Source organism: Streptomyces tirandamycinicus, assembly GCF_003097515.1.
GTDB lineage: Bacteria > Actinomycetota > Actinomycetes > Streptomycetales > Streptomycetaceae > Streptomyces > Streptomyces tirandamycinicus.
In genome coordinates, this window is the sequence record NZ_CP029188.1 from 3,923,086 (window position 1) to 3,942,066 (window position 18,981).

Below are 18,981 nucleotides of genomic sequence, written 5' to 3' on the forward strand. Positions count from 1 at the left end.
CCCACCCGCGGCGAGGGACGGGATCGAGCCGGCCGGCCACCCGCCGGCCCGCACCGCCGGGGCGAGCGCGGGCCGAGCCGCCGAGGTGCCCCCGAGGGGCGGGCAACGGGCCTGTCGTAGGCTGGCACGGTCCGGTAACGCCCTGCTCCACCGCCGAAAGGTGACACCCCGGTGACCCAGAAGGCCGACCTCCAGTCCGTCCTGGACCGTGCCGCCGAGGGCGGGCGGATCACCCCCGAAGAGGCGCTCGACCTCTACCGCTCCGCGCCGCTGCACGCGCTGGGCGCCGCGGCGGACGCCGTGCGCCGGCGCCGTTACGCGGGCACCGAGCACATCGCGACGTACATCATCGAGCGCAACATCAACTACACCAACGTGTGCGTCACGGCCTGCCGGTTCTGCGCCTTCTACGCCCCGCCCAAGGACACCGCCAAGGGCTGGACCCGGGACCTCGACGACATCCTGCGGCGCTGCGCCGAGACGGTCGAGCTGGGCGGCACGCAGATCATGTTCCAGGGCGGTCACCACCCGGACTTCGGCGTGGAGTACTACGAGAAGCACTTCGCCGCCATCAAGCGGGAGTTCCCGCAGCTGGTGATCCACTCCCTCGGCGCGTCCGAGGTGGAGCACATGGCCCGGATCTCGGGAGTGTCCGTGGAGGAGGCCGTCCGGCGCATCAGCGCGGCCGGTCTGGACTCCTTCGCGGGCGCCGGTGCCGAGCTGCTGCCGGAGCGGCCGCGCAAGGCGATCGCCCCGCTGAAGGAGTCCGGCGAGCGCTGGCTGGACATCATGGAGACGGCGCACGGGCTCGGTGTGGAGTCGACGTCCACGATGCTGATGGGCACCGGCGAGACCAACGCCGAGCGCATCGAGCACCTGCGGATGATCCGCGACGTGCAGGACCGTACGGGCGGCTTCCGGGCCTTCATCCCGTACACCTACCAGCCCGAGAACAACCACCTCAAGGGCCGGACCCAGGCGACGATCTTCGAGTACCTGCGGATGATCGCGATCGCCCGGCTGTTCTTCGACAACGTCGCGCACATCCAGGGCTCCTGGCTGACCACGGGCAAGGAGATCGGCCAGCTGTCGCTGCACTACGGCGCGGACGACCTGGGCTCGATCATGCTGGAGGAGAACGTGGTCTCCTCGGCGGGCGCCAGGCACCGCTCCAACCGGCAGGAGATCATCGACCTGATCCGCCGCGCGGACCGGGTCCCGGCGCAGCGGACGACGACGTACGAGCACATCGTCGTGCACGACGACCCGGCGGACGACCCCGTCGACGACCGCGTCGTGTCGCACATCTCGTCGACGGCGATCGACGGCGGCACCGCGCACCCGGAACTGAAGCTGCTCAACGCCAACTGACGGCGCCGTGCTGACGATCCACGCGGCGGACCTGCTGCTGCCCGGTGGCCGGGAGGCGCCCGTGCCGGACGGCGCGGTCGCCGTGCTGGGGGGCGCGATCGCCGCCGTGGGCCCCTACCGGGAGGTGGTCGCGGCGCATCCGCGCGCTCGGGTACGGCGCTGGCCCGGGGTGCTGACGCCGGGCCTGTGCAACCCGTACGGGCCCGAACTGCTGGAGCGGGCCTACCACCCCGACCCGCGCGAGGCGGACGAACTGGGCACGGAGCCGCTCACCGGCGCCGCGCTCGCCGCGCTGGAGATGACGGACGCCCGGTGGGGAGCGAGCGCGCGGCGCGGCGCCCAGCGGATGCTCGCGCACGGCACGGTGGCGGTGGCCGGGGAGCTCCGGTGCCGGGCCGTCCTGGACGCGGTGGCGCGGGTGGGTCTCGGCCGCGCGGAGCGCTCCGCGGAGCCGCGCGGGCCCGTGTCCCTCGACCTGTTCGCGGGCCGCCCCGTCGCGGAGGTCCTCCCGGACCGGCTGGGGCCCGAGGGGCCCCAGCCGGTCGCGGACTTCGCCGTGTTCGGCGTGCCGCCGGGCGGCGACCCGTTGGCCGCCCTGCGCGAGCACGGCGCCCGCAGCTGCGTCGCCACCGTCCTCGGGGGCCGGCTGGTGTACCGGCGGCGCTGACGGCACCGGCCGGGCCCGGGACCCGCGGGCACGCCCCCACCGGGCGTCTCGCGGTGCGCCTGAGACAATGACCCGCGTACCGTCCGCACCCGACACTGCGAGGCCGAACGCCAGTGACCCGCGCATCCCTGGACAAGCAGCCGCACGAAGTCGCCTCGATGTTCGACGATGTCGCGGCGAACTACGACCTCACCAACGACGTGCTCTCGCTCGGCCAGGACCGGCGCTGGCGCAGGGAGGTCGCCGAGGCCGTCGGCGCGCGGCCCGCCGAGAGGGTCCTCGACCTGGCCGCCGGGACCGGCACGTCCTCGCTGCCGTTCACCCGCACCGGGGCGTACGTGGTGCCCTGCGACTTCTCCCTCGGCATGCTGCGGGAGGGCAAGCGGCGGCACCCGTGGCTGCCGCTGACCGCAGGCGACGCGACCAGGCTGCCCTTCCGGGACGGCTCCTTCGACGCCGTGACGATCAGCTTCGGGCTGCGCAACGTCCAGGACACCGACCAGGCCCTGCGCGAGCTGCACCGGGTGACGAAGCCCGGCGGCCGGGTGGTCATCTGCGAGTTCTCGCACCCCACCTGGGCGCCCTTCCGGACCGTGTACGAGGAGTACCTGATGCGGGCGCTGCCGCCCGTCGCCCGCGCGGTGTCGTCCAACCCCGACGCGTACGTCTACCTCGCCGAGTCGATCCAGTCCTGGCCCGAGCAGGCGGACCTCGCCGCGATGCTCCAGAAGGCCGGCTGGTCGAAGGTGGCCTGGCGGAATCTGAGCGGCGGGATCGTCGCGCTGCACCGCGGCACCAAGTCCCGGTAAGTCCCCGGGCACCGCGCACCATGGACTACCAGTCGATCCTGGAGCGGATCGCGCAGGACGTCGCACCGCTGGTCGGCAGCGGCACCCCGGCCGAGTACATCCCGGCCCTGGCCGCCGTCGACGCCCGCCACTTCGGCATGGCCATCGCCGACCTCGACGGCAAGGTCCACGGCGTGGGCGACTGGGAGCGACCGTTCTCCACCCAGTCGGTCACCAAGGTCTTCGCCCTGGCCCTCGCGCTCTCCCTGGGCGGCGACGGCCTCTGGGAGCGCGTGGGCCGCGAGCCCTCCGGCAACCCGTTCAACTCGCTGGTGCAGCTGGAGTACGAGAACGGCATCCCGCGCAATCCGTTCATCAACGCCGGGGCCCTCGTCGTCACGGACCGGCTGCTGACCCTGACCGGCGACGCGAGCAGCGAGCTGCTGGAGTTCCTGCGGCAGGAGAGCGGCAACCCGGAGCTGGCCTTCGACCCGGAGGTCGCCGAGTCCGAGTCCGGGCACGGCGACCGCAACGCCGCGCTGGCCCACTTCATGGCCTCGTACGGCAACATCGCCAATCCCGTCCCCGCGCTGCTGGACCACTACTTCTGGCAGTGCTCGATCGAGATGAGCTGCGGTGACCTGGCCCGAGCGGCCCGCTTCCTGGCCCGTCACGGACTGCGCGCGGACGGCAGCCGGCTGCTGACCCGCAGCGAGGCGAAGCAGGTCAACGCGGTGATGCTCACCTGCGGTACGTACGACGCGGCGGGCGAGTTCGCCTACCGGGTCGGGCTGCCCGGCAAGAGCGGGGTCGGCGGCGGGATCGTGGCGGTGGTGCCGGGGCGGTGCACGCTGTGCGTGTGGAGCCCGGGCCTGGACGGGCAGGGCAACTCGGTGGCGGGCGTGGCGGCGCTGGACCGCTTCACCACGCTGACCGGGCTGTCGGTGTTCTGAGCGCCCGGACGAGCGGACGGCGGGCGAGCGCACGGGCGGACGGGCGCGAGGGCACGAGCGCACGAGCACACTGACGAACGGCGCACGGGCGCACGGGCGGACGGGCGGACGGGCGGACGGCACCGAGTACGCGGTCCACCGCACGGAGCGCGACCGGTACCGGGCGGACGCCGGGCACGTCCTCGATCGAGTCGGCCCTGTCCACCCGGGCCACGGACCCGGCGCTCGCTACAGGGTGAGCCGGAAGCAGAGCCCCGTGCGGTCGCGGTCCGGGACGGCGTACGTCTCGGCGAGCTCCATGCCCAGGCGCCGGGTCACCGCGATCGACCGCTCGTTGCGCGAGTCGACCATCGCGACCACGGACGGCACACCGGCCGCGCGCAGCCGGTCCAGTGCCGTGCGGGCGGCGGCCGTCGCATAGCCGCGGCCCCAGTACGGGCGCGCGAGCCGCCAGCCGATCTCGATCTCCCCCACCGGGCCGAACCCGTCGTGCGGCCACGGCTGCGCGCCCGTGAAGCCGCACACCTCGCCCTTCTCGTCCAGCAGCGTCCACAGGCAGAAGCCCCGCTCGGCGTCGTGCCGCCGCTGCCGCGCGGTGAGTTCCTCGTACACGGACACTTCGGCGGACCTGCCTCCCTGGAACTCCATCACCTCGGGGTCGTCGAAGGCGCGGTGCCAGGCGAACGTGTCCTCCTCGGTGGGCACACGGAGCTGGACGACGGGGAGAGACGCTGCGGTCATCGTGGGGGAGCCCTTCGGTCGCCGTTCGGTACGCCCCCATAGACTGCACACGACCTGTGCCGCACGGCACGTGAATTCGAGTCTTCGGGAGAACCCGCCGTGACCGAGACGACCCCCTCCGAGCACACCGCAGATGTGATCGTCGTCGGGGCAGGCCCGGCCGGTTCGACGACCGCCTACCACCTGGCCAAGTCCGGCCTGGACGTCCTGCTGCTGGAGAAGACGGCGTTCCCCCGCGAGAAGGTCTGCGGCGACGGGCTCACCCCGCGCGCCACCAAGCAGCTGGTCGCCATGGGCATCGACGTGTCCGAGGAGGCCGGCTGGCTGCGCAACAAGGGCCTGCGGATCATCGGCGGCGGGGTCCGGCTGCAGCTGGACTGGCCGGAGCTGGCCAGCTACCCGGACTACGGACTGGTGCGCAAGCGGGACGACTTCGACGAGCAGCTGGCGCGGCAGGCGCAGAAGGCGGGCGCGCGGCTGTACGAGCGCTGCAACGTCGGCGCCCCGATCGTCGACGACCGCACCGGTCACATCACGGGCGTCCACGCCCGGCTCGGTGACGAGAAGCGCGAGGTCACCTTCCGCGCGCCGCTCGTGGTCGCCGCCGACGGCAACTCCTCCCGCATCTCCCTCGCCATGGGGCTGCACCGGCGCGAGGACCGCCCGATGGGCGTCGCCGTCCGCACGTACTTCACCAGCCCGCGGCACGACGACGACTACCTGGAGTCCTGGCTGGAGTTGTGGGACCGCCGCGGACCCGGGGAGGACCGGCTGCTGCCCGGGTACGGGTGGATCTTCGGCATGGGAGACGGCACCTCCAACGTCGGCCTCGGTGTCCTGAACACCTCGGCGTCCTTCAAGGAGCTGGACTGGCGCGAGATCCTCAAGGCCTGGTGCGCCTCGATGCCGGAGGAATGGGGCTACGTCCCCGGCAACATGACCGGCCCGATCCGCGGCGCCGCGCTCCCCATGGCCTTCAACCGGCAGCCGCACTACACCAGGGGCCTGCTGCTCGTGGGCGACGCGGGCGGCCTGGTCAACCCGTTCAACGGCGAGGGCATCGCCTACGCCATGGAGTCCGGGCAGATCGCCGCCGACGTCATCGTCCAGGCGCACGCCCGGGCCACGCCCGCCCAGCGGGAACTGGCCCTGCGCAGCTACCCGAAGGTCCTCAAGGACACCTACGGCGGCTACTACACGCTGGGCCGGGCGTTCGTGAAGCTCATCGGCAACCCGAAGGTCATGAAGATCGCGACGCAGCGGGGCCTGACGCACCCGGTGCTGATGAAGTTCACGCTGAAGATGCTGGCCAACCTCACGGACCCCACCGGAGGCGACGCGATGGACCGGATCATCAACGGCCTCTCCAAGGTGGCCCCCAAAGCCTGATCATGCGGGAGTACCTGCGGTCCGGTCCGGTCAAGGGGGCTCCGGGAGCCTGAAGGCCCGGCCCGCGAAGCCCGGAGGGGCGCCGCCCCGGTCCCTACGGGCAGGGGCGGCGCCCGCACCCCTCCTCAGGCCCGCCGCGGCCGGCAGTCCGCCGGGCGGTGCAGGGCCCCATCCCTGAAGATCGCCCGAGACTGCCCGAGATCGCCCGAAGCCGGACGACTGCCCGAGACCGGCCGGCATCGCCCGGGACCGCCCGGGAACCGCCCGGACCGCCCACGGCCGGGAGCCTTGCCCTCGGTCCCGGCGAAGGGCGCCGGGACCGCAGGACCGCAAAAACGCCGAGGCCACCGCCCCCGGACGGGGAGACGGTGGCCTGTTCCGGCGGTCCCGGGGTGAACCGGGTGCTCCGGGGGAGCGTTTCGGGCCGGGTCAGAGGACGCGGACCGCGCCGCTCGCCGGGTAGCCCGACAGCTCCTGGATGACGACGCCCTTGCTCGGGTTGGCGGCGTCGAGGTACTTGCCGTCGCCGATGTAGACACCGGTGTGGTACGCGGAGCCGGCGCCGCCCCAGTAGAGGATGTCGCCGACCTGCAGGTTGTCCAGGGACACCTGGGTGCCCGCCACGGACTGGTCCTGGGAGACGCGCGGCAGGTCGATGCCGACCTGGCGGAACGCGGCCTGGACCAGGCTGGAGCAGTCCCACGAGTTGGGGCCGGTGGCGCCCATGACGTAGGCGTCGCCGAGCTGCGCCTTGAGGAAGGCGATCACGGTCCCGACGGAGCCGGAGGCGTTGGAGACGCCCTGCGAGGCGTCGGACAGGGTGGTGCGCTCCGAGGAGCGCGAGGAGCGCTCCTCGGCCGCGGCGCGGGCGGCCTCCTCGGCCTTCCGCTCGGCCTCGGCCTTGCGCTCGGCCTCCGCCTTGGCCTTCTTCGCGGCCTTCGCCGCCTTGACGGCGGCGGCGTTCTCCTGGGTCCGCAGATCGAGGGCCAGGGCCGCCTGCTGGGTCGCCTCGGCGGAGAGGGCGACCGCGCCGGCGAGCTCCGGGCTGTCGATGGTGAGCGCGGGCATCTCGATGGTCTCGGTCACCGGCTCGGCGTTCGCCGGCCCGGCGCTTCCGGCCACCGCGATGGTGCTGAGGACGCCACCGGCAACTCCGGCGCGCAGCGCGAGCTTCGAGGAGCTGCGGCGGGGCTTCCGGTGGCTACGTATGTGAGCGGTGTGGGACATGGGTACAACCGCTATCAGGGCTCCATGGTTCCCTTCAAGAAACGTGCTTTCCACCACAGTTGCCGCCGCGGGCGGGCGATTCGGCCTGCGTGTCGCCTTTATTGACGCCGTAACGGGCAAAACGGGCAGTGGTGATCAGGGCTGTGATCGTGGGCTTTCGTGAAAAGGTCCGGATTGCCCGCCGCTTACCACCCCTTCACACCGATGGCCAAGCCCCGGTTTTCCGGACCTCGCCCCGAGTGGCGCAGGTCACAGAACGGTCACCGCCGGCGACCCTGGGCGTTGCTCATGAACACATCCGGCGGCGTTCGTGAACGCATGCACACGTCCACTTCCGTCCGCCCGGCCCCCTCGTGCGAGTGAAGGCCTCCCCTTATCACCCGGTCCGGTCCATCGCCAATTTGCCCGGACGTCGTCGCCCCTGCTAGTGGCACCGGGCTCTGACCAGCAGTAACGGGGAAAATGTTCACTTTTCGTAGTCGCTTGTGCGCTTCCCGTACGAAGATCACCGCTCATCCGGCTTCATGATCCTTCGTCAGGTGGTGGAGATCACAAAGTCCTTGCCCTACCCCGTGTCGCAGATCACAGACCGGCGGGCATAGGATGCGGAGCAGTCGGGCTTGTGAACTGCCTCACATGAGCATGATCTTCGCGGGGCGGCGAGGCGAGTCCCGGTGCGGTCCAACGGTCAAGGACGACTGGAAGGAGCGAGGAGCGTGAATGCCTACGCGCCCATCCTCGTGCTCGGCGCCCTAGGGGCAGGCTTTGCGATCTTCTCCGTGGTCATGGCCACGCTCGTCGGCCCGAAGCGGTACAACCGCGCGAAGCTCGAGGCCTACGAGTGCGGTATCGAGCCGACGCCGACGCCGGCCGGAGGGGGCCGCTTTCCGATCAAGTACTACCTGACGGCGATGCTCTTCATCATCTTCGATATCGAGATCGTCTTCCTCTACCCCTGGGCCGTCAGCTTCGACGCCCTGGGGATCTTCGGGCTCGTGGAGATGCTGCTCTTCGTGCTCACCGTCTTCGTCGCCTACGCCTACGTCTGGCGGCGCGGCGGCCTGGAATGGGACTGAGGGGCTGAGGGGCAATGGGACTCGAAGAGAAGCTGCCGAGCGGCTTTCTGCTGACCACCGTCGAGCAGGCCGCGGGCTGGGTGCGCAAGGCGTCCGTCTTCCCCGCGACCTTCGGCCTCGCCTGCTGCGCCATCGAGATGATGACGACCGGTGCGGGCCGCTACGACCTGGCCCGCTTCGGCATGGAGGTCTTCCGCGGCTCCCCCCGGCAGGCCGACCTGATGATCGTGGCCGGGCGGGTGAGCCAGAAGATGGCGCCCGTGCTGCGGCAGGTCTACGACCAGATGCCCAACCCCAAGTGGGTGATTTCCATGGGGGTTTGCGCATCGTCAGGCGGAATGTTCAACAATTACGCGATTGTGCAGGGTGTTGACCACATTGTTCCTGTTGACATCTATCTGCCCGGCTGCCCCCCTCGGCCGGAGATGCTGATGGACGCCATCCTCAAGCTCCACCAGAAGATCCAGACCTCCAAGCTCGGAGTGAACGCGGAGGAAGCCGCCCGTGAGGCGGAGGAGGCGGCACTCAAGGCGCTCCCGACGATCGAGATGAAGGGGCTGCTCCGGTGAGCGACGTGCGCACGGCCGCCGGGCCGCAGACGACGACGAAGCCCGCACCCCTGCGAGTTGCGGGCACGGACGCGATCAAGGGGGTGCACAGGTGACCGACCAGCCGAACCCGGAGAAGGAGCTCTCCGAGCAGAACCTGCCAGGGCAGCGCGGTGAGCACGGCGAGGAGATCCGCGTGCAGCGCGGCATGTTCGGCGCCGACGGCGGCGGCGACACCTCCGGCTACGGAGGGCTCGTCCGCTCCGTCCGGCTGCCCGGCGCCGCCACCCGCCCCTACGGCGGTTGGTTCGACGAGGTCGCCGACGAACTCGAGGGCGCCCTCGAGGAGCAGGACGTCGTCCCGGAGAACGCGATCGAGAAGACCGTCGTGGACCGCGGCGAACTCACCTTCCACGTCTCCCGCGAGCACCTCGTCGGCGTCGCCAGGACGCTGCGCGACGACCCGGCGCTGCGGTTCGAGCTGTGCACGGGCGTGAGCGGCGTGCACTACCCGGGCGACAAGGGACGCGAGCTGCACGCCGTCTACCATCTGCGCTCGCTCACCCACGGCCGGCTGATCCGCCTGGAGGTCAGCGCCCCGGACGCGGACCCGCACGTCCCGTCGCTGGTGGAGGTCTATCCGACCAACGACTGGCACGAGCGCGAGACCTACGACTTCTTCGGTCTGGTCTTCGACGGCCACCCCGCCCTCACCCGGATCATGATGCCGGACGACTGGCAGGGCTTCCCGCAGCGCAAGGACTACCCCCTCGGCGGCATCCCCGTCGAGTACAAGGGCGCCCAGATCCCGGCTCCGGACCAGCGGAGGTCGTACTCATGAACACATCGGCTGCCCACCGGCCCCCCGGCGACCAGACCGCTCAGGGGCCCTCCGGAACGCCCCTCTCGACCGCCCGCGAGACGACCGAGGGGACCGTGTACACGGTCACCGGCGGCGACTGGGACGAGGTCGCGGAGACCGCGGCCAAGGCGGACGACGAGCGCATCGTCGTCAACATGGGTCCCCAGCACCCGTCCACCCACGGTGTGCTCCGGCTGATCCTGGAGATCGAGGGCGAGACCGTCACCGAGGCCCGCTGCGGCATCGGCTACCTGCACACCGGCATCGAGAAGAACCTCGAGTACCGGACGTGGACGCAGGGCACCACCTTCGTCACGCGCATGGACTACCTGACGCCGTTCTTCAACGAGACGGCGTACTGCCTCGCCGTGGAGAAGCTCCTCGGGATCGAGGACCAGATCCCCGACCGGGCCTCGGTCGTCCGCGTGCTGCTGATGGAGCTCAACCGGCTCTCCTCCCACCTGGTGTGCATCGCCACCGGCGGCATGGAGCTCGGCGCCACCACGATCATGATCTACGGGTTCCGCGACCGTGAACTCGTTCTCGACATCTTCGAGCTGATCACCGGCCTGCGGATGAACCACGCGTACATCCGCCCCGGCGGTCTGGCCCAGGACCTGCCGCCGGGCGCCGTGGACCAGATCCGCGAGTTCGTGAAGAAGATGCGGAAGAACCTTCCCGAGTACGACAAGCTCGCCACCGGCAACCCCGTCTTCAAGGGCCGGATGCAGGACATCGGCTACCTCGACCTGGCCGGCTGCATGGCCCTCGGCGCGACCGGCCCGATCCTGCGCTCCACCGGGCTGCCGCACGACCTGCGCAAGACCGACCCGTACTGCGGTTACGAGACCTACGACTTCGACGTCCCCACCGCGGACACCTGCGACTCCTACGGCCGCTTCCTGATCAGGCTGGAGGAGATGCGGCAGTCGCTGCGGATCGTCGAGCAGTGCCTGGACCGGCTCGGCCCCGGCCCGGTGATGGTCGAGGACAAGAAGATCGCCTGGCCCGCGCAGCTCGCGCTCGGCCCGGACGGTCTCGGCAACTCCCTCGACCACATCAAGAAGATCATGGGTACCTCCATGGAGGCCCTGATCCATCACTTCAAGCTGGTGACCGAGGGTTTCCGGGTCCCCGCCGGACAGGCGTACGCGGCCGTCGAGTCCCCCAAGGGCGAGCTCGGCGTCCATGTCGTCTCCGACGGCGGCACCCGCCCCCACCGGGTCCACTTCCGCGACCCGTCCTTCACCAACCTGCAGGCCGTGGCGGCGATGTGCGAGGGCGGCCAGGTGGCCGACGTCATCGTCGCCGTCGCGTCCATCGACCCCGTGATGGGAGGCGTCGACCGGTGACAGACGTATCGCTCGGGATGCCCCAGCTCCCCGCCCCCGACTATCCGTCCGAGGTGCGCGCGAGGCTGGAGGCGGACGCCCGGCAGATCATCGGCCGCTACCCGGAGAGCCGTTCCGCGCTGCTGCCGCTGCTGCACCTCGTGCAGTCGGAGGAGGGCCACGTCACCCGCACCGGTATGCGGTTCTGCGCGGAGATGCTGGACCTGACGACGGCGGAGGTCACCGCGGTCGCCACCTTCTACACCATGTACCGCCGCAAGCCGTCCGGCGACTACCAGGTCGGCGTCTGCACCAACACCCTGTGCGCCGTGATGGGCGGCGACGCGATCTTCGACGACCTCAAGGAACACCTCGGCGTCGGCAACGGCGAGACCACCGGGGACGGCAAGGTCACCCTCGAACACATCGAGTGCAACGCGGCCTGCGACTTCGCCCCCGTGGTGATGGTCAACTGGGAGTTCTTCGACAACCAGACCCCCGAGTCGGCCCGCAGGCTCGTCGACGACCTCAGGGCGGGACGCCCCGTCGAGCCCACCCGCGGCGCCCCGCTGTGCACGTTCAAGGAGACCGCCCGCATCCTGGCCGGCTTCCCCGACGAGCGCCCCGGAGCCGTCGCGGCCACCGGCGGGGCCGGCCCCGCCACCCTCGTCGGCCTGCAACTGGCCAAGGGCGAGGCCCCCCAGCGGAGGGTCGTCCACCCGCGGGGTGCCGCCCCGCAGGACGAGCCGCCCGGTGAGCACCTCAGCTCCCACGCCCGCCCGTCGCCCGACCACCACCCCTCGACGAGTCCCGCCGGGACGCAGAACGACTCACAGGACACGTCGGCGTCCGACCCGGCCCACCCGGCCGGCCCGGTTTCCGAGGAGGGGGAGTGATGACCGTGTCCACCGAGTACGGGCCGGAGGCCGGCGGCGGAACCAGCCCGGAGAAGCTGCTCATGCCCGTCCTTTCCGCCTTCTGGGACCAGCCCGAGTGCTGGACCCTGGACACCTACCGCGAGCACGAGGGCTACGAGGGACTGCGCAAGGCCCTCGCGATGGCCCCCGACGAACTGATCGCGTACGTCAAGGACTCCGGACTGCGCGGCCGCGGCGGCGCGGGCTTCCCCACCGGGATGAAGTGGCAGTTCATCCCGCAGGGCGACGGCAAGCCGCACTACCTCGTCGTCAACGCCGACGAGTCGGAGCCGGGCACCTGCAAGGACATCCCGCTCCTCTTCGCCAACCCCCACTCCCTCATCGAGGGCATCGTGATCGCCTGCTACGCGATCCGGTCCCGCCACGCCTTCATCTATGTGCGCGGCGAGGTCGTCCCCGTACTGCGCAGGCTGCACGAGGCCGTCCGCGAGGCCTACGACGCGGGCTACCTCGGCAGGAACATCCTCGGCAGCGGGCTCGACGTCGAACTCACCGTGCACGCGGGCGCCGGTGCGTACATCTGCGGCGAGGAGACCGCCCTGCTGGACTCCCTGGAGGGCCGCCGCGGACAGCCCAGGCTGCGGCCCCCCTTCCCCGCGGTCGCCGGTCTGTACGCCTGCCCCACGGTGGTGAACAACGTCGAGTCCATCGCGTCCGTTCCCGCGATCCTCAACAAGGGCAAGGAGTGGTTCCGCTCGATGGGCAGCGAGAAGTCCCCCGGCTTCACGCTGTACTCGCTGAGCGGCCACGTCGCCCGCCCCGGCCAGTACGAGGGCCCGCTCGGCATCACCCTGCGCCAGCTGCTCGACATGGGCGGCGGGATGCGCCCGGGCCACCGGCTGAAGTTCTGGACCCCCGGCGGCTCCTCCACCCCGATGTTCACCGACGAGCACCTCGACGTGCCGCTGGACTACGAGGGCGTCGGCGCCGCCGGGTCGATGCTCGGCACCAAGGCGCTGCAGTGCTTCGACGAGACCACCTGCGTCGTCCGGGCCGTCACCCGCTGGACCGAGTTCTACGCCCACGAGTCCTGCGGGAAGTGCACGCCCTGCCGCGAAGGCACCTACTGGCTCGTGCAGTTGCTGCGCGACATCGAGGCCGGCAAGGGCGTCATGGAGGACCTCGACAAGCTGAACGACATCGCCGACAACATCAACGGCAAGTCGTTCTGCGCCCTCGGTGACGGTGCCGCCTCGCCGATCTTCTCCTCGCTGCAGTACTTCCGCGACGAGTACGAGCAGCACATCACCGGCCGGGGCTGCCCCTTCGACCCCGCGAAGTCCACGGCCTGGGCCGTGTCGAACCTGGAGGTGGACGCATGACCGTCACCACGTCCGCCGCGTCCGGCGGCGGCGGGAGCGCCGCGGTCCCGCCGGAGGACCTGGTCACGCTGACCATCGACGGTGTCGACATCTCCGTGCCGAAGGGCACCCTGGTCATCCGGGCCGCCGAGCAACTCGGCATCGAGATCCCCCGGTTCTGCGACCACCCGCTCCTCGACCCGGTCGGCGCCTGCCGGCAGTGCATCGTCGAGGTCGAGGGCCAGCGCAAGCCGATGGCCTCCTGCACCATCACCTGCACCGACGGCATGGTCGTCAGGTCGCAGCTCACCTCGCCCGTCGCCGAGAAGGCGCAGAAGGGCGTGATGGAGCTGCTGCTCATCAACCACCCGCTCGACTGCCCGGTCTGCGACAAGGGCGGCGAGTGCCCGCTGCAGAACCAGGCGGTCTCGCACGGTCAGGCCGAGTCCCGCTTCGAGGGCAGGAAGCGCACCTACGAGAAGCCGGTCGCCATCTCCACCCAGGTGCTGCTCGACCGCGAGCGGTGCGTGCTCTGCGCCCGCTGCACCCGCTTCTCCAACCAGATCGCGGGCGACCCGATGATCGAACTCCTGGAGCGCGGTGCGCTGCAGCAGGTCGGCACGGGCGAGGGCGACCCCTTCGAGTCCTACTTCTCCGGGAACACCATCCAGATCTGCCCGGTCGGCGCGCTGACCTCGGCGGCCTACCGGTTCCGCTCCCGGCCCTTCGACCTGGTCTCGTCGCCGTCCGTCTGCGAGCACTGCGCGGGCGGCTGCGCGACCCGCACCGACCACCGGCGCGGCAAGGTCATGCGGCGGCTCGCCGCCGAGGACCCTGAGGTCAACGAGGAGTGGATCTGCGACAAGGGGCGGTTCGCCTTCCGCTACGCCCAGCAGCGCGACCGCCTCACCACCCCGCTCGTCCGCAACGGGGAGACCGGCGAGCTGGAACCCGCGAGCTGGCCGGAGGCCCTGGAGGCGGCCGCCACCGGACTCGCGGCGGCGCACGGCCGGGCCGCCGTGCTCACCGGCGGCCGGCTGACGGTCGAGGACGCCTACGCGTACGCCAAGTTCGCCCGGATCGCCCTCGGCACCAACGACATCGACTTCCGGGCCCGGGTCCACTCCTCGGAGGAGGCCGACTTCCTCGCCGCCGAGGTCGCCGGCCACGGCCGGGACCTCGACCGCGGCGGCGTCACCTACACCTCGCTGGAGAAGGCCCCGGCGGTGCTGCTGGCGGGCCTGGAGTCGGAGGAGGAGGCCCCCGGCGTCTTCCTCCGGCTGCGCAAGGCCGCGCGCAAGCACGGCCAGCGGACGTTCTCCCTCGCCACCCACACCACCCGCGGTCTGGCGAAGGCCGCAGGGGTGCTGCTGCCGACCGCCCCCGGCACCGAGGCCGAGTGGCTGGACGCGCTGGCGTCCGGCACCGGGCTCGACGGGGACGGCGCCACCGCCGCCGAGGCGCTGCGGTCGGAAGGGGCCGTCATCGTCGTCGGTGAGCGGCTGGCCGGGGTGCCGGGCGCGCTGAGCGCGGCCGTGCGCACGGCCGCGGCGACCGGCGCCGCGCTCGTCTGGATCCCGCGCCGGGCCGGGGAGCGCGGCGCGGTCGAGGCCGGCGCCCTGCCGTCGCTGCTGCCCGGCGGCCGTCCCGCCACCGATCTGCGGGCCCGTGAGGAGACCGCGGCGGCCTGGGGCGTACGCGAACTGCCGCACCGCTACGGCCGGGACACCGGGCAAATCCTGGAAGCGGCCGCAAGCGGCGAACTGGCCGCCCTGGTCGTCGCCGGTGTCGAGGTCGCCGATCTGCCCGACCCCGCCCGCGCCCGGGAGGCGCTCGACTCGGCCGGGTTCCTGGTCTCGCTGGAGCTGCGGCCCTCCGAGGTCACCTCGCGGGCCGACGTGGTCTTCCCGGTCGCGGCCGTGGCCGAGAAGGCCGGCACGTTCCTCAACTGGGAGGGCAGGGCACGGCTCTTCGAGGCCGCGCTCAAGCCGGACCAGATGACCCGCCCGCCGGCCCCGGCGGACGCGCGGGTGCTGCACATGCTCGCCGACGCGCTCGACGTCCATCTCGCCCTGCCCGACCTGCGGTCCGTGCGGCGCGAGATGGACCGCCTCGGCACCTGGACCGGGCCCAGGGCGGACGCTCCCGCCGAGTCCGCCATGCCGCTGCCCCGCCCCGGCGAGGGCGAGGCGGTCCTGGCCGGCCACCGGCTCCTGCTCGACCAGGGCCTGCTCCAGGAGGGCGACGAGGCGCTGGCCGGCACCCGGCACGCGGCGGTCGCCCGGCTCTCCGCCGCCACCGCGGCCGAGACCGGGGTCAAGGACGGCGATCTGCTCGCCGTCAGCGGCCCCTCGGGGTCCGTGCACCTCCCGCTGCGGGTGACCGAGATGCCCGACCGCGTGGTGTGGCTCCCGCTCAACTCGGTCGGCGGCGGCGTCGCAAGCGACACGGGCGCGACGCCCGGACGGCTCGTCCGCGTCGGCCCCGCGGCAACGGCCGGCCAGGGGACCGCCGGCCCCGACGACGTACCGGAGGTGCGCGCGTGAACCCGGCACTCCTCGACCAGACGCTGCTCGCGGCGGAGGACCTCTCGCTGTTCGGGCGGGACCCCTGGTGGCTCGTCGTCGTCAAGGCGGTGTTCTGCTTCGCCTTCCTGATGGTGACGGTGCTGTTCTCCATCGTGTGGGAGCGCAAGGTCGTCGCCTGGATGCAGTTGCGCATCGGCCCCAACCGGCACGGCCCGTGGGGCCTCCTCCAGTCCCTCGCGGACGGCGTCAAGCTGATGCTCAAGGAGGACGTGATCGTCAGGCGCGCGGACAAGGTGGTCTACGTCCTCGCGCCGGTCATCGCGGCGATCCCGGCGTTCATGGCGATCGCCGTCATCCCGTTCGGCCCGGCCGGCAACGAGGTCTCGATCTTCGGTCAGCGGACCACGATGCAACTGACCGACCTGCCGATCGCGGTGCTCTACCTCCTCGCGGTCGCCTCGGTCGGCATCTACGGCATGGTGCTCGCCGGCTGGTCGTCCGGTTCGACGTACCCGCTGCTCGGCGGACTGCGCTCGGTCGCACAGGTGATCTCGTACGAGATCGCCATGGGCGCCGCGTTCGCCTCGGTCTTCCTCTACTCCGGATCGATGTCGACCTCGACGATCGTGGAGGCGCAGGCGGACCGCTGGTACGTCCTGCTGCTGCCGGTCTCGTTCCTCATCTACATCGTGACGATGGTCGGCGAGACCAACCGGGCCCCGTTCGACATGCCGGAGTCCGAGGGCGACCTGGTCGGCGGCTTCAACACCGAGTACTCGTCCATCAAGTTCGCGATGTTCATGCTCGCCGAGTACGTCAACATGGTCACCGTCTCGGCGGTCGCCGTCACCCTGTTCCTGGGCGGCTGGCGGGCTCCGTGGCCCGTCAGCACCTTCTGGGAGGGCGCGAACCACGGCTGGTGGCCGATGCTCTGGTTCGTCCTCAAGGTGCAGCTGCTGCTCTTCTTCTTCATCTGGCTGCGCGGCACGCTCCCGCGCGTCCGCTACGACCAGCTGATGAAGCTCGGCTGGAAGGTGCTCATCCCCGTCTCGGTCGTCTGGCTGATGCTCGTGGCGACCGTGCGGGCGCTGCGCAACGACGGCCGCGACTTCTCGCAGATCGTGCTGTACGTCGGCGGTGCGGTCCTCGCCGTGCTGCTGCTGTCCTTCGTCGCGGACCTCTTCCGGGGCAGGAAGGAGCGGGCCGACGCGGAGGCGAAGGAGGCGGCGGAGGCCGAAGGGGGCGGGGCGCCCGGCGCGTTCGACCCGATGGCCGGCGGCTTCCCGGTGCCCCCGCTGCCCGGACAGGTGCTGCCGCAGGCTCCGCGCAGGCGGCCGCGCCGCGACCGCGAGCTGATTGTCAGTGGCGGCGCCAATACTGACAGTGACGGTCCTCGTGACGGAAAGGAGGCTGACGGTGTCTGAGCGACCCGAGGATTCCGGGAGCGCGTTCCAGAACCCGGTCGCCGGCTTCGGCGTGACCTTCAAGGCCATGTTCAAGAAGCGGCTGACCGAGCAGTACCCGGAGCAGCAGAAGACCACGGCGCCGCGCTTCCACGGCCGGCACCAGCTCAACCGGCATCCGGACGGGCTGGAGAAGTGCGTCGGCTGCGAGTTGTGCGCCTGGGCCTGTCCGGCGGACGCCATCTACGTGGAGGGCGCGGACAACACCGAGGAGGAGCGCTACTCGCCGGGCGAGCGGTACGGCCGCGTCTACCAGATCAACTACGCCCGCTGCATCCTCTGCGGCCTGTGCATCGAGGCGTGCCCGACCCGGGCACTCACGATGACCAACGAGTTCGAGCTGGCCGACAGCTCCCGCGAGAACCTGATCTACACCAAGGAGCAGCTGCTGGCGGGCCTCGAGCCCGGCATGGTCGACACCCCGCACGCGATCTACCCGGGCACGGACGAGCAGGACTACTACCGGGGCCTGGTCACCGAGGCCGCGCCCGGGACCGAGCGCCAGCCGGCCGTCTCCAAGGGGGAGAAGCCCCAGGACGCCGCCTCGGACACCGGGTCCGCCGAGCCGGCGGCGCAGAAGGGGGCCGACGCATGAGCGCTCTGGCCGCCGCGACCTCCACCGGCGAGGCCGTGCAGTTCTGGGTGCTCGGCACCGTCGCCGTCGTCGGGGCGCTGGGCACCATCCTGATGAAGAAGGCCGTGCACAGCGCGCTGTGCCTCGCCGCGACCATGATCATCCTGGCGGTCTTCTACCTCGCCAACGGCGCGTACTTCCTGGGCGTCGTCCAGATCATCGTCTACACCGGCGCGATCATGATGCTCTTCCTCTTCGTCGTCATGCTCGTCGGCGTGACGGCCGCGGACTCCCTCAAGGAGACGCTGAAGGGCCAGCGCTGGTGGACGGCCCTCTGCGGCATCGGCTTCGGCGTGCTGATGATCGCGGGCATCGGCCAGGCCTCGCTGGGCCCCGCGGCCTTCGTCGGACTCGGCGAGGCCAACGCGGCGGGCAACGTCGAGGGCCTGGCGGCGCTGATCTTCACCAAGTACGTCTTCGCCTTCGAGGTCACCGGCGCCCTCCTCATCACGGCGGCGGTGGGCGCGATGGTGCTCACCCACCGGGAGCGCACCGAGCGCGCCAGGACCCAGCGGGAACTGGCCGAGCAGCGGGTGCGCGAGGCGAGCGCCCCGCCGTCGCCCGACCGCCACCCCGCATCCGCGGACTACGGCTGGAAGCTCCCGACCCCGCTGCCCGCCCCGGGCGTGTACGCCCGGCACAACGCGGTGGACGTCGCCGGTCTGCTCCCCGACGGCACCCCGTCGGAACTCACCGTCAGCAAGACGCTGCGGGACCGCGGCCAGATCCGCGACGTGTCCCGGGAGGCGCTGAACGACCTCAGGGCCCTGGAGCGGCGCTCCGAGGAGCGCCTCGGCCGGGACCGGGACGAACTCGACCGGGACGGCCGGGGCGAGGGACAGGAGGCCAAGCGGTGAATCCCGTCAACTATCTCTACCTCGCGGCCCTGTTGTTCACGATCGGCGCGTCCGGCGTGCTGATCAGGCGGAACGCGATCGTGGTCTTCATGTGCATCGAGCTCATGCTCAACGCCTGCAACCTCTCGCTCGTCGCCTTCTCCCGGATGCACGGCAATCTCGACGGCCAGATCATCGCCTTCTTCACGATGGTCGTCGCCGCCGCCGAGGTCGTGGTCGGGCTCGCGATCATCGTGTCGCTGTTCCGTTCCCGCCACTCGGCCTCGGTCGACGACGCCAGCCTGATGAAGCTGTAAGGGGTCGCAGA

18 protein-coding genes are annotated in these 18,981 nt (G+C 71.3%); 16 read left to right on the plus strand and 2 right to left on the minus strand.

Features of this window, described 5'->3' with window-relative positions:
- The first annotated feature begins 171 nt into the window (after window positions 1-171).
- From mqnC to DDW44_RS17430, 4 genes are all read left to right on the plus strand, one after another.
- On the plus strand, window positions 172-1,371 hold the full coding sequence (gene mqnC, locus DDW44_RS17415; RefSeq protein ID WP_017948715.1) for a cyclic dehypoxanthinyl futalosine synthase: 1,200 nt from the start codon (window positions 172-174) through the stop codon (window positions 1,369-1,371).
- Window positions 1,372-1,378: 7 nt separating this feature from the next.
- Window positions 1,379-2,038, plus strand: a complete 660-nt coding sequence (locus tag DDW44_RS17420) for a hypothetical protein (protein WP_108907013.1) — start codon at window positions 1,379-1,381, stop codon at window positions 2,036-2,038.
- 113 nt (window positions 2,039-2,151) lie between these two features.
- The gene (locus tag DDW44_RS17425) at window positions 2,152-2,847 is read left to right on the plus strand and encodes a demethylmenaquinone methyltransferase (protein ID WP_017948717.1); all 696 of its coding nucleotides are present in this window, start codon (window positions 2,152-2,154) and stop codon (window positions 2,845-2,847) included.
- 20 nt (window positions 2,848-2,867) lie between these two features.
- Window positions 2,868-3,779 (plus strand): glutaminase, encoded by a 912-nt coding sequence (locus tag DDW44_RS17430; RefSeq protein ID WP_017948718.1) that lies wholly within the window; start codon window positions 2,868-2,870, stop codon window positions 3,777-3,779.
- A 228-nt stretch (window positions 3,780-4,007) separates the two neighbouring features.
- Here the strand turns inward: DDW44_RS17430 and DDW44_RS17435 are convergent, their stop codons facing one another.
- The gene (locus DDW44_RS17435) at window positions 4,008-4,520 is read right to left on the minus strand and encodes a GNAT family N-acetyltransferase (RefSeq protein ID WP_017948719.1); all 513 of its coding nucleotides are present in this window, start codon (window positions 4,518-4,520) and stop codon (window positions 4,008-4,010) included.
- A 99-nt stretch (window positions 4,521-4,619) separates the two neighbouring features.
- Here DDW44_RS17435 and DDW44_RS17440 point away from each other — a divergent pair, with 99 nt between their 5' ends.
- Complete coding sequence (locus DDW44_RS17440) at window positions 4,620-5,909, plus strand: geranylgeranyl reductase family protein (RefSeq protein WP_017948720.1); 1,290 nt, start codon at window positions 4,620-4,622, stop codon at window positions 5,907-5,909.
- A gap of 429 nt (window positions 5,910-6,338) precedes the next feature.
- On the opposite strand, the gene DDW44_RS17445 is transcribed toward DDW44_RS17440, so the two are convergent.
- Window positions 6,339-7,136 (minus strand): C40 family peptidase, encoded by a 798-nt coding sequence (locus tag DDW44_RS17445; RefSeq protein ID WP_108907014.1) that lies wholly within the window; start codon window positions 7,134-7,136, stop codon window positions 6,339-6,341.
- 716 nt (window positions 7,137-7,852) lie between these two features.
- Between DDW44_RS17445 and DDW44_RS17450 the strand changes: the two genes are divergently transcribed.
- The 11 genes from DDW44_RS17450 (at window position 7,853) to nuoK (ending at window position 18,970) form a co-directional block, all read left to right on the plus strand.
- Window positions 7,853-8,212 (plus strand): NADH-quinone oxidoreductase subunit A, encoded by a 360-nt coding sequence (locus tag DDW44_RS17450; protein WP_017948722.1) that lies wholly within the window; start codon window positions 7,853-7,855, stop codon window positions 8,210-8,212.
- Window positions 8,213-8,226: 14 nt separating this feature from the next.
- The gene (locus tag DDW44_RS17455; protein ID WP_003998928.1) at window positions 8,227-8,781 is read left to right on the plus strand and encodes a NuoB/complex I 20 kDa subunit family protein; all 555 of its coding nucleotides are present in this window, start codon (window positions 8,227-8,229) and stop codon (window positions 8,779-8,781) included.
- Window positions 8,782-8,872: 91 nt separating this feature from the next.
- Window positions 8,873-9,601 carry an NADH-quinone oxidoreductase subunit C gene (locus DDW44_RS17460; RefSeq protein WP_017948723.1) on the plus strand — a complete coding sequence of 243 codons (729 nt, stop codon included), beginning with the start codon at window positions 8,873-8,875 and terminating at the stop codon, window positions 9,599-9,601.
- Window positions 9,598-10,974: an NADH-quinone oxidoreductase subunit D gene (locus tag DDW44_RS17465; RefSeq protein WP_170812520.1), complete on the plus strand. Its 1,377-nt coding sequence runs from the start codon at window positions 9,598-9,600 to the stop codon at window positions 10,972-10,974. The genes DDW44_RS17460 and DDW44_RS17465 overlap by 4 nt, the downstream gene beginning before the upstream one ends.
- Window positions 10,975-10,991: 17 nt before the next feature.
- The gene (nuoE, locus tag DDW44_RS17470) at window positions 10,992-11,849 is read left to right on the plus strand and encodes an NADH-quinone oxidoreductase subunit NuoE (protein ID WP_017948725.1); all 858 of its coding nucleotides are present in this window, start codon (window positions 10,992-10,994) and stop codon (window positions 11,847-11,849) included.
- Window positions 11,849-13,213 carry an NADH-quinone oxidoreductase subunit NuoF gene (gene nuoF, locus DDW44_RS17475; protein WP_017948726.1) on the plus strand — a complete coding sequence of 455 codons (1,365 nt, stop codon included), beginning with the start codon at window positions 11,849-11,851 and terminating at the stop codon, window positions 13,211-13,213. Before nuoE ends, nuoF begins: the two co-directional genes overlap by 1 nt.
- The gene (locus DDW44_RS17480) at window positions 13,210-15,738 is read left to right on the plus strand and encodes an NADH-quinone oxidoreductase subunit G (protein WP_108907015.1); all 2,529 of its coding nucleotides are present in this window, start codon (window positions 13,210-13,212) and stop codon (window positions 15,736-15,738) included. The genes nuoF and DDW44_RS17480 overlap by 4 nt, the downstream gene beginning before the upstream one ends.
- Window positions 15,735-17,144 carry an NADH-quinone oxidoreductase subunit NuoH gene (nuoH, locus tag DDW44_RS17485; protein WP_108907016.1) on the plus strand — a complete coding sequence of 470 codons (1,410 nt, stop codon included), beginning with the start codon at window positions 15,735-15,737 and terminating at the stop codon, window positions 17,142-17,144. The genes DDW44_RS17480 and nuoH overlap by 4 nt, the downstream gene beginning before the upstream one ends.
- A complete protein-coding gene (gene nuoI / locus DDW44_RS17490) occupies window positions 17,137-17,778 on the plus strand; it encodes an NADH-quinone oxidoreductase subunit NuoI (RefSeq protein ID WP_017948729.1) in 642 nt (213 codons plus the stop codon). Before nuoH ends, nuoI begins: the two co-directional genes overlap by 8 nt.
- Window positions 17,775-18,674, plus strand: coding sequence for an NADH-quinone oxidoreductase subunit J (locus tag DDW44_RS17495; protein ID WP_018889394.1), 900 nt, complete (start codon window positions 17,775-17,777; stop codon window positions 18,672-18,674). The genes nuoI and DDW44_RS17495 overlap by 4 nt, the downstream gene beginning before the upstream one ends.
- Window positions 18,671-18,970 carry an NADH-quinone oxidoreductase subunit NuoK gene (gene nuoK / locus DDW44_RS17500; RefSeq protein ID WP_017948731.1) on the plus strand — a complete coding sequence of 100 codons (300 nt, stop codon included), beginning with the start codon at window positions 18,671-18,673 and terminating at the stop codon, window positions 18,968-18,970. The genes DDW44_RS17495 and nuoK overlap by 4 nt, the downstream gene beginning before the upstream one ends.
- Window positions 18,971-18,981 lie beyond the last annotated feature (11 nt).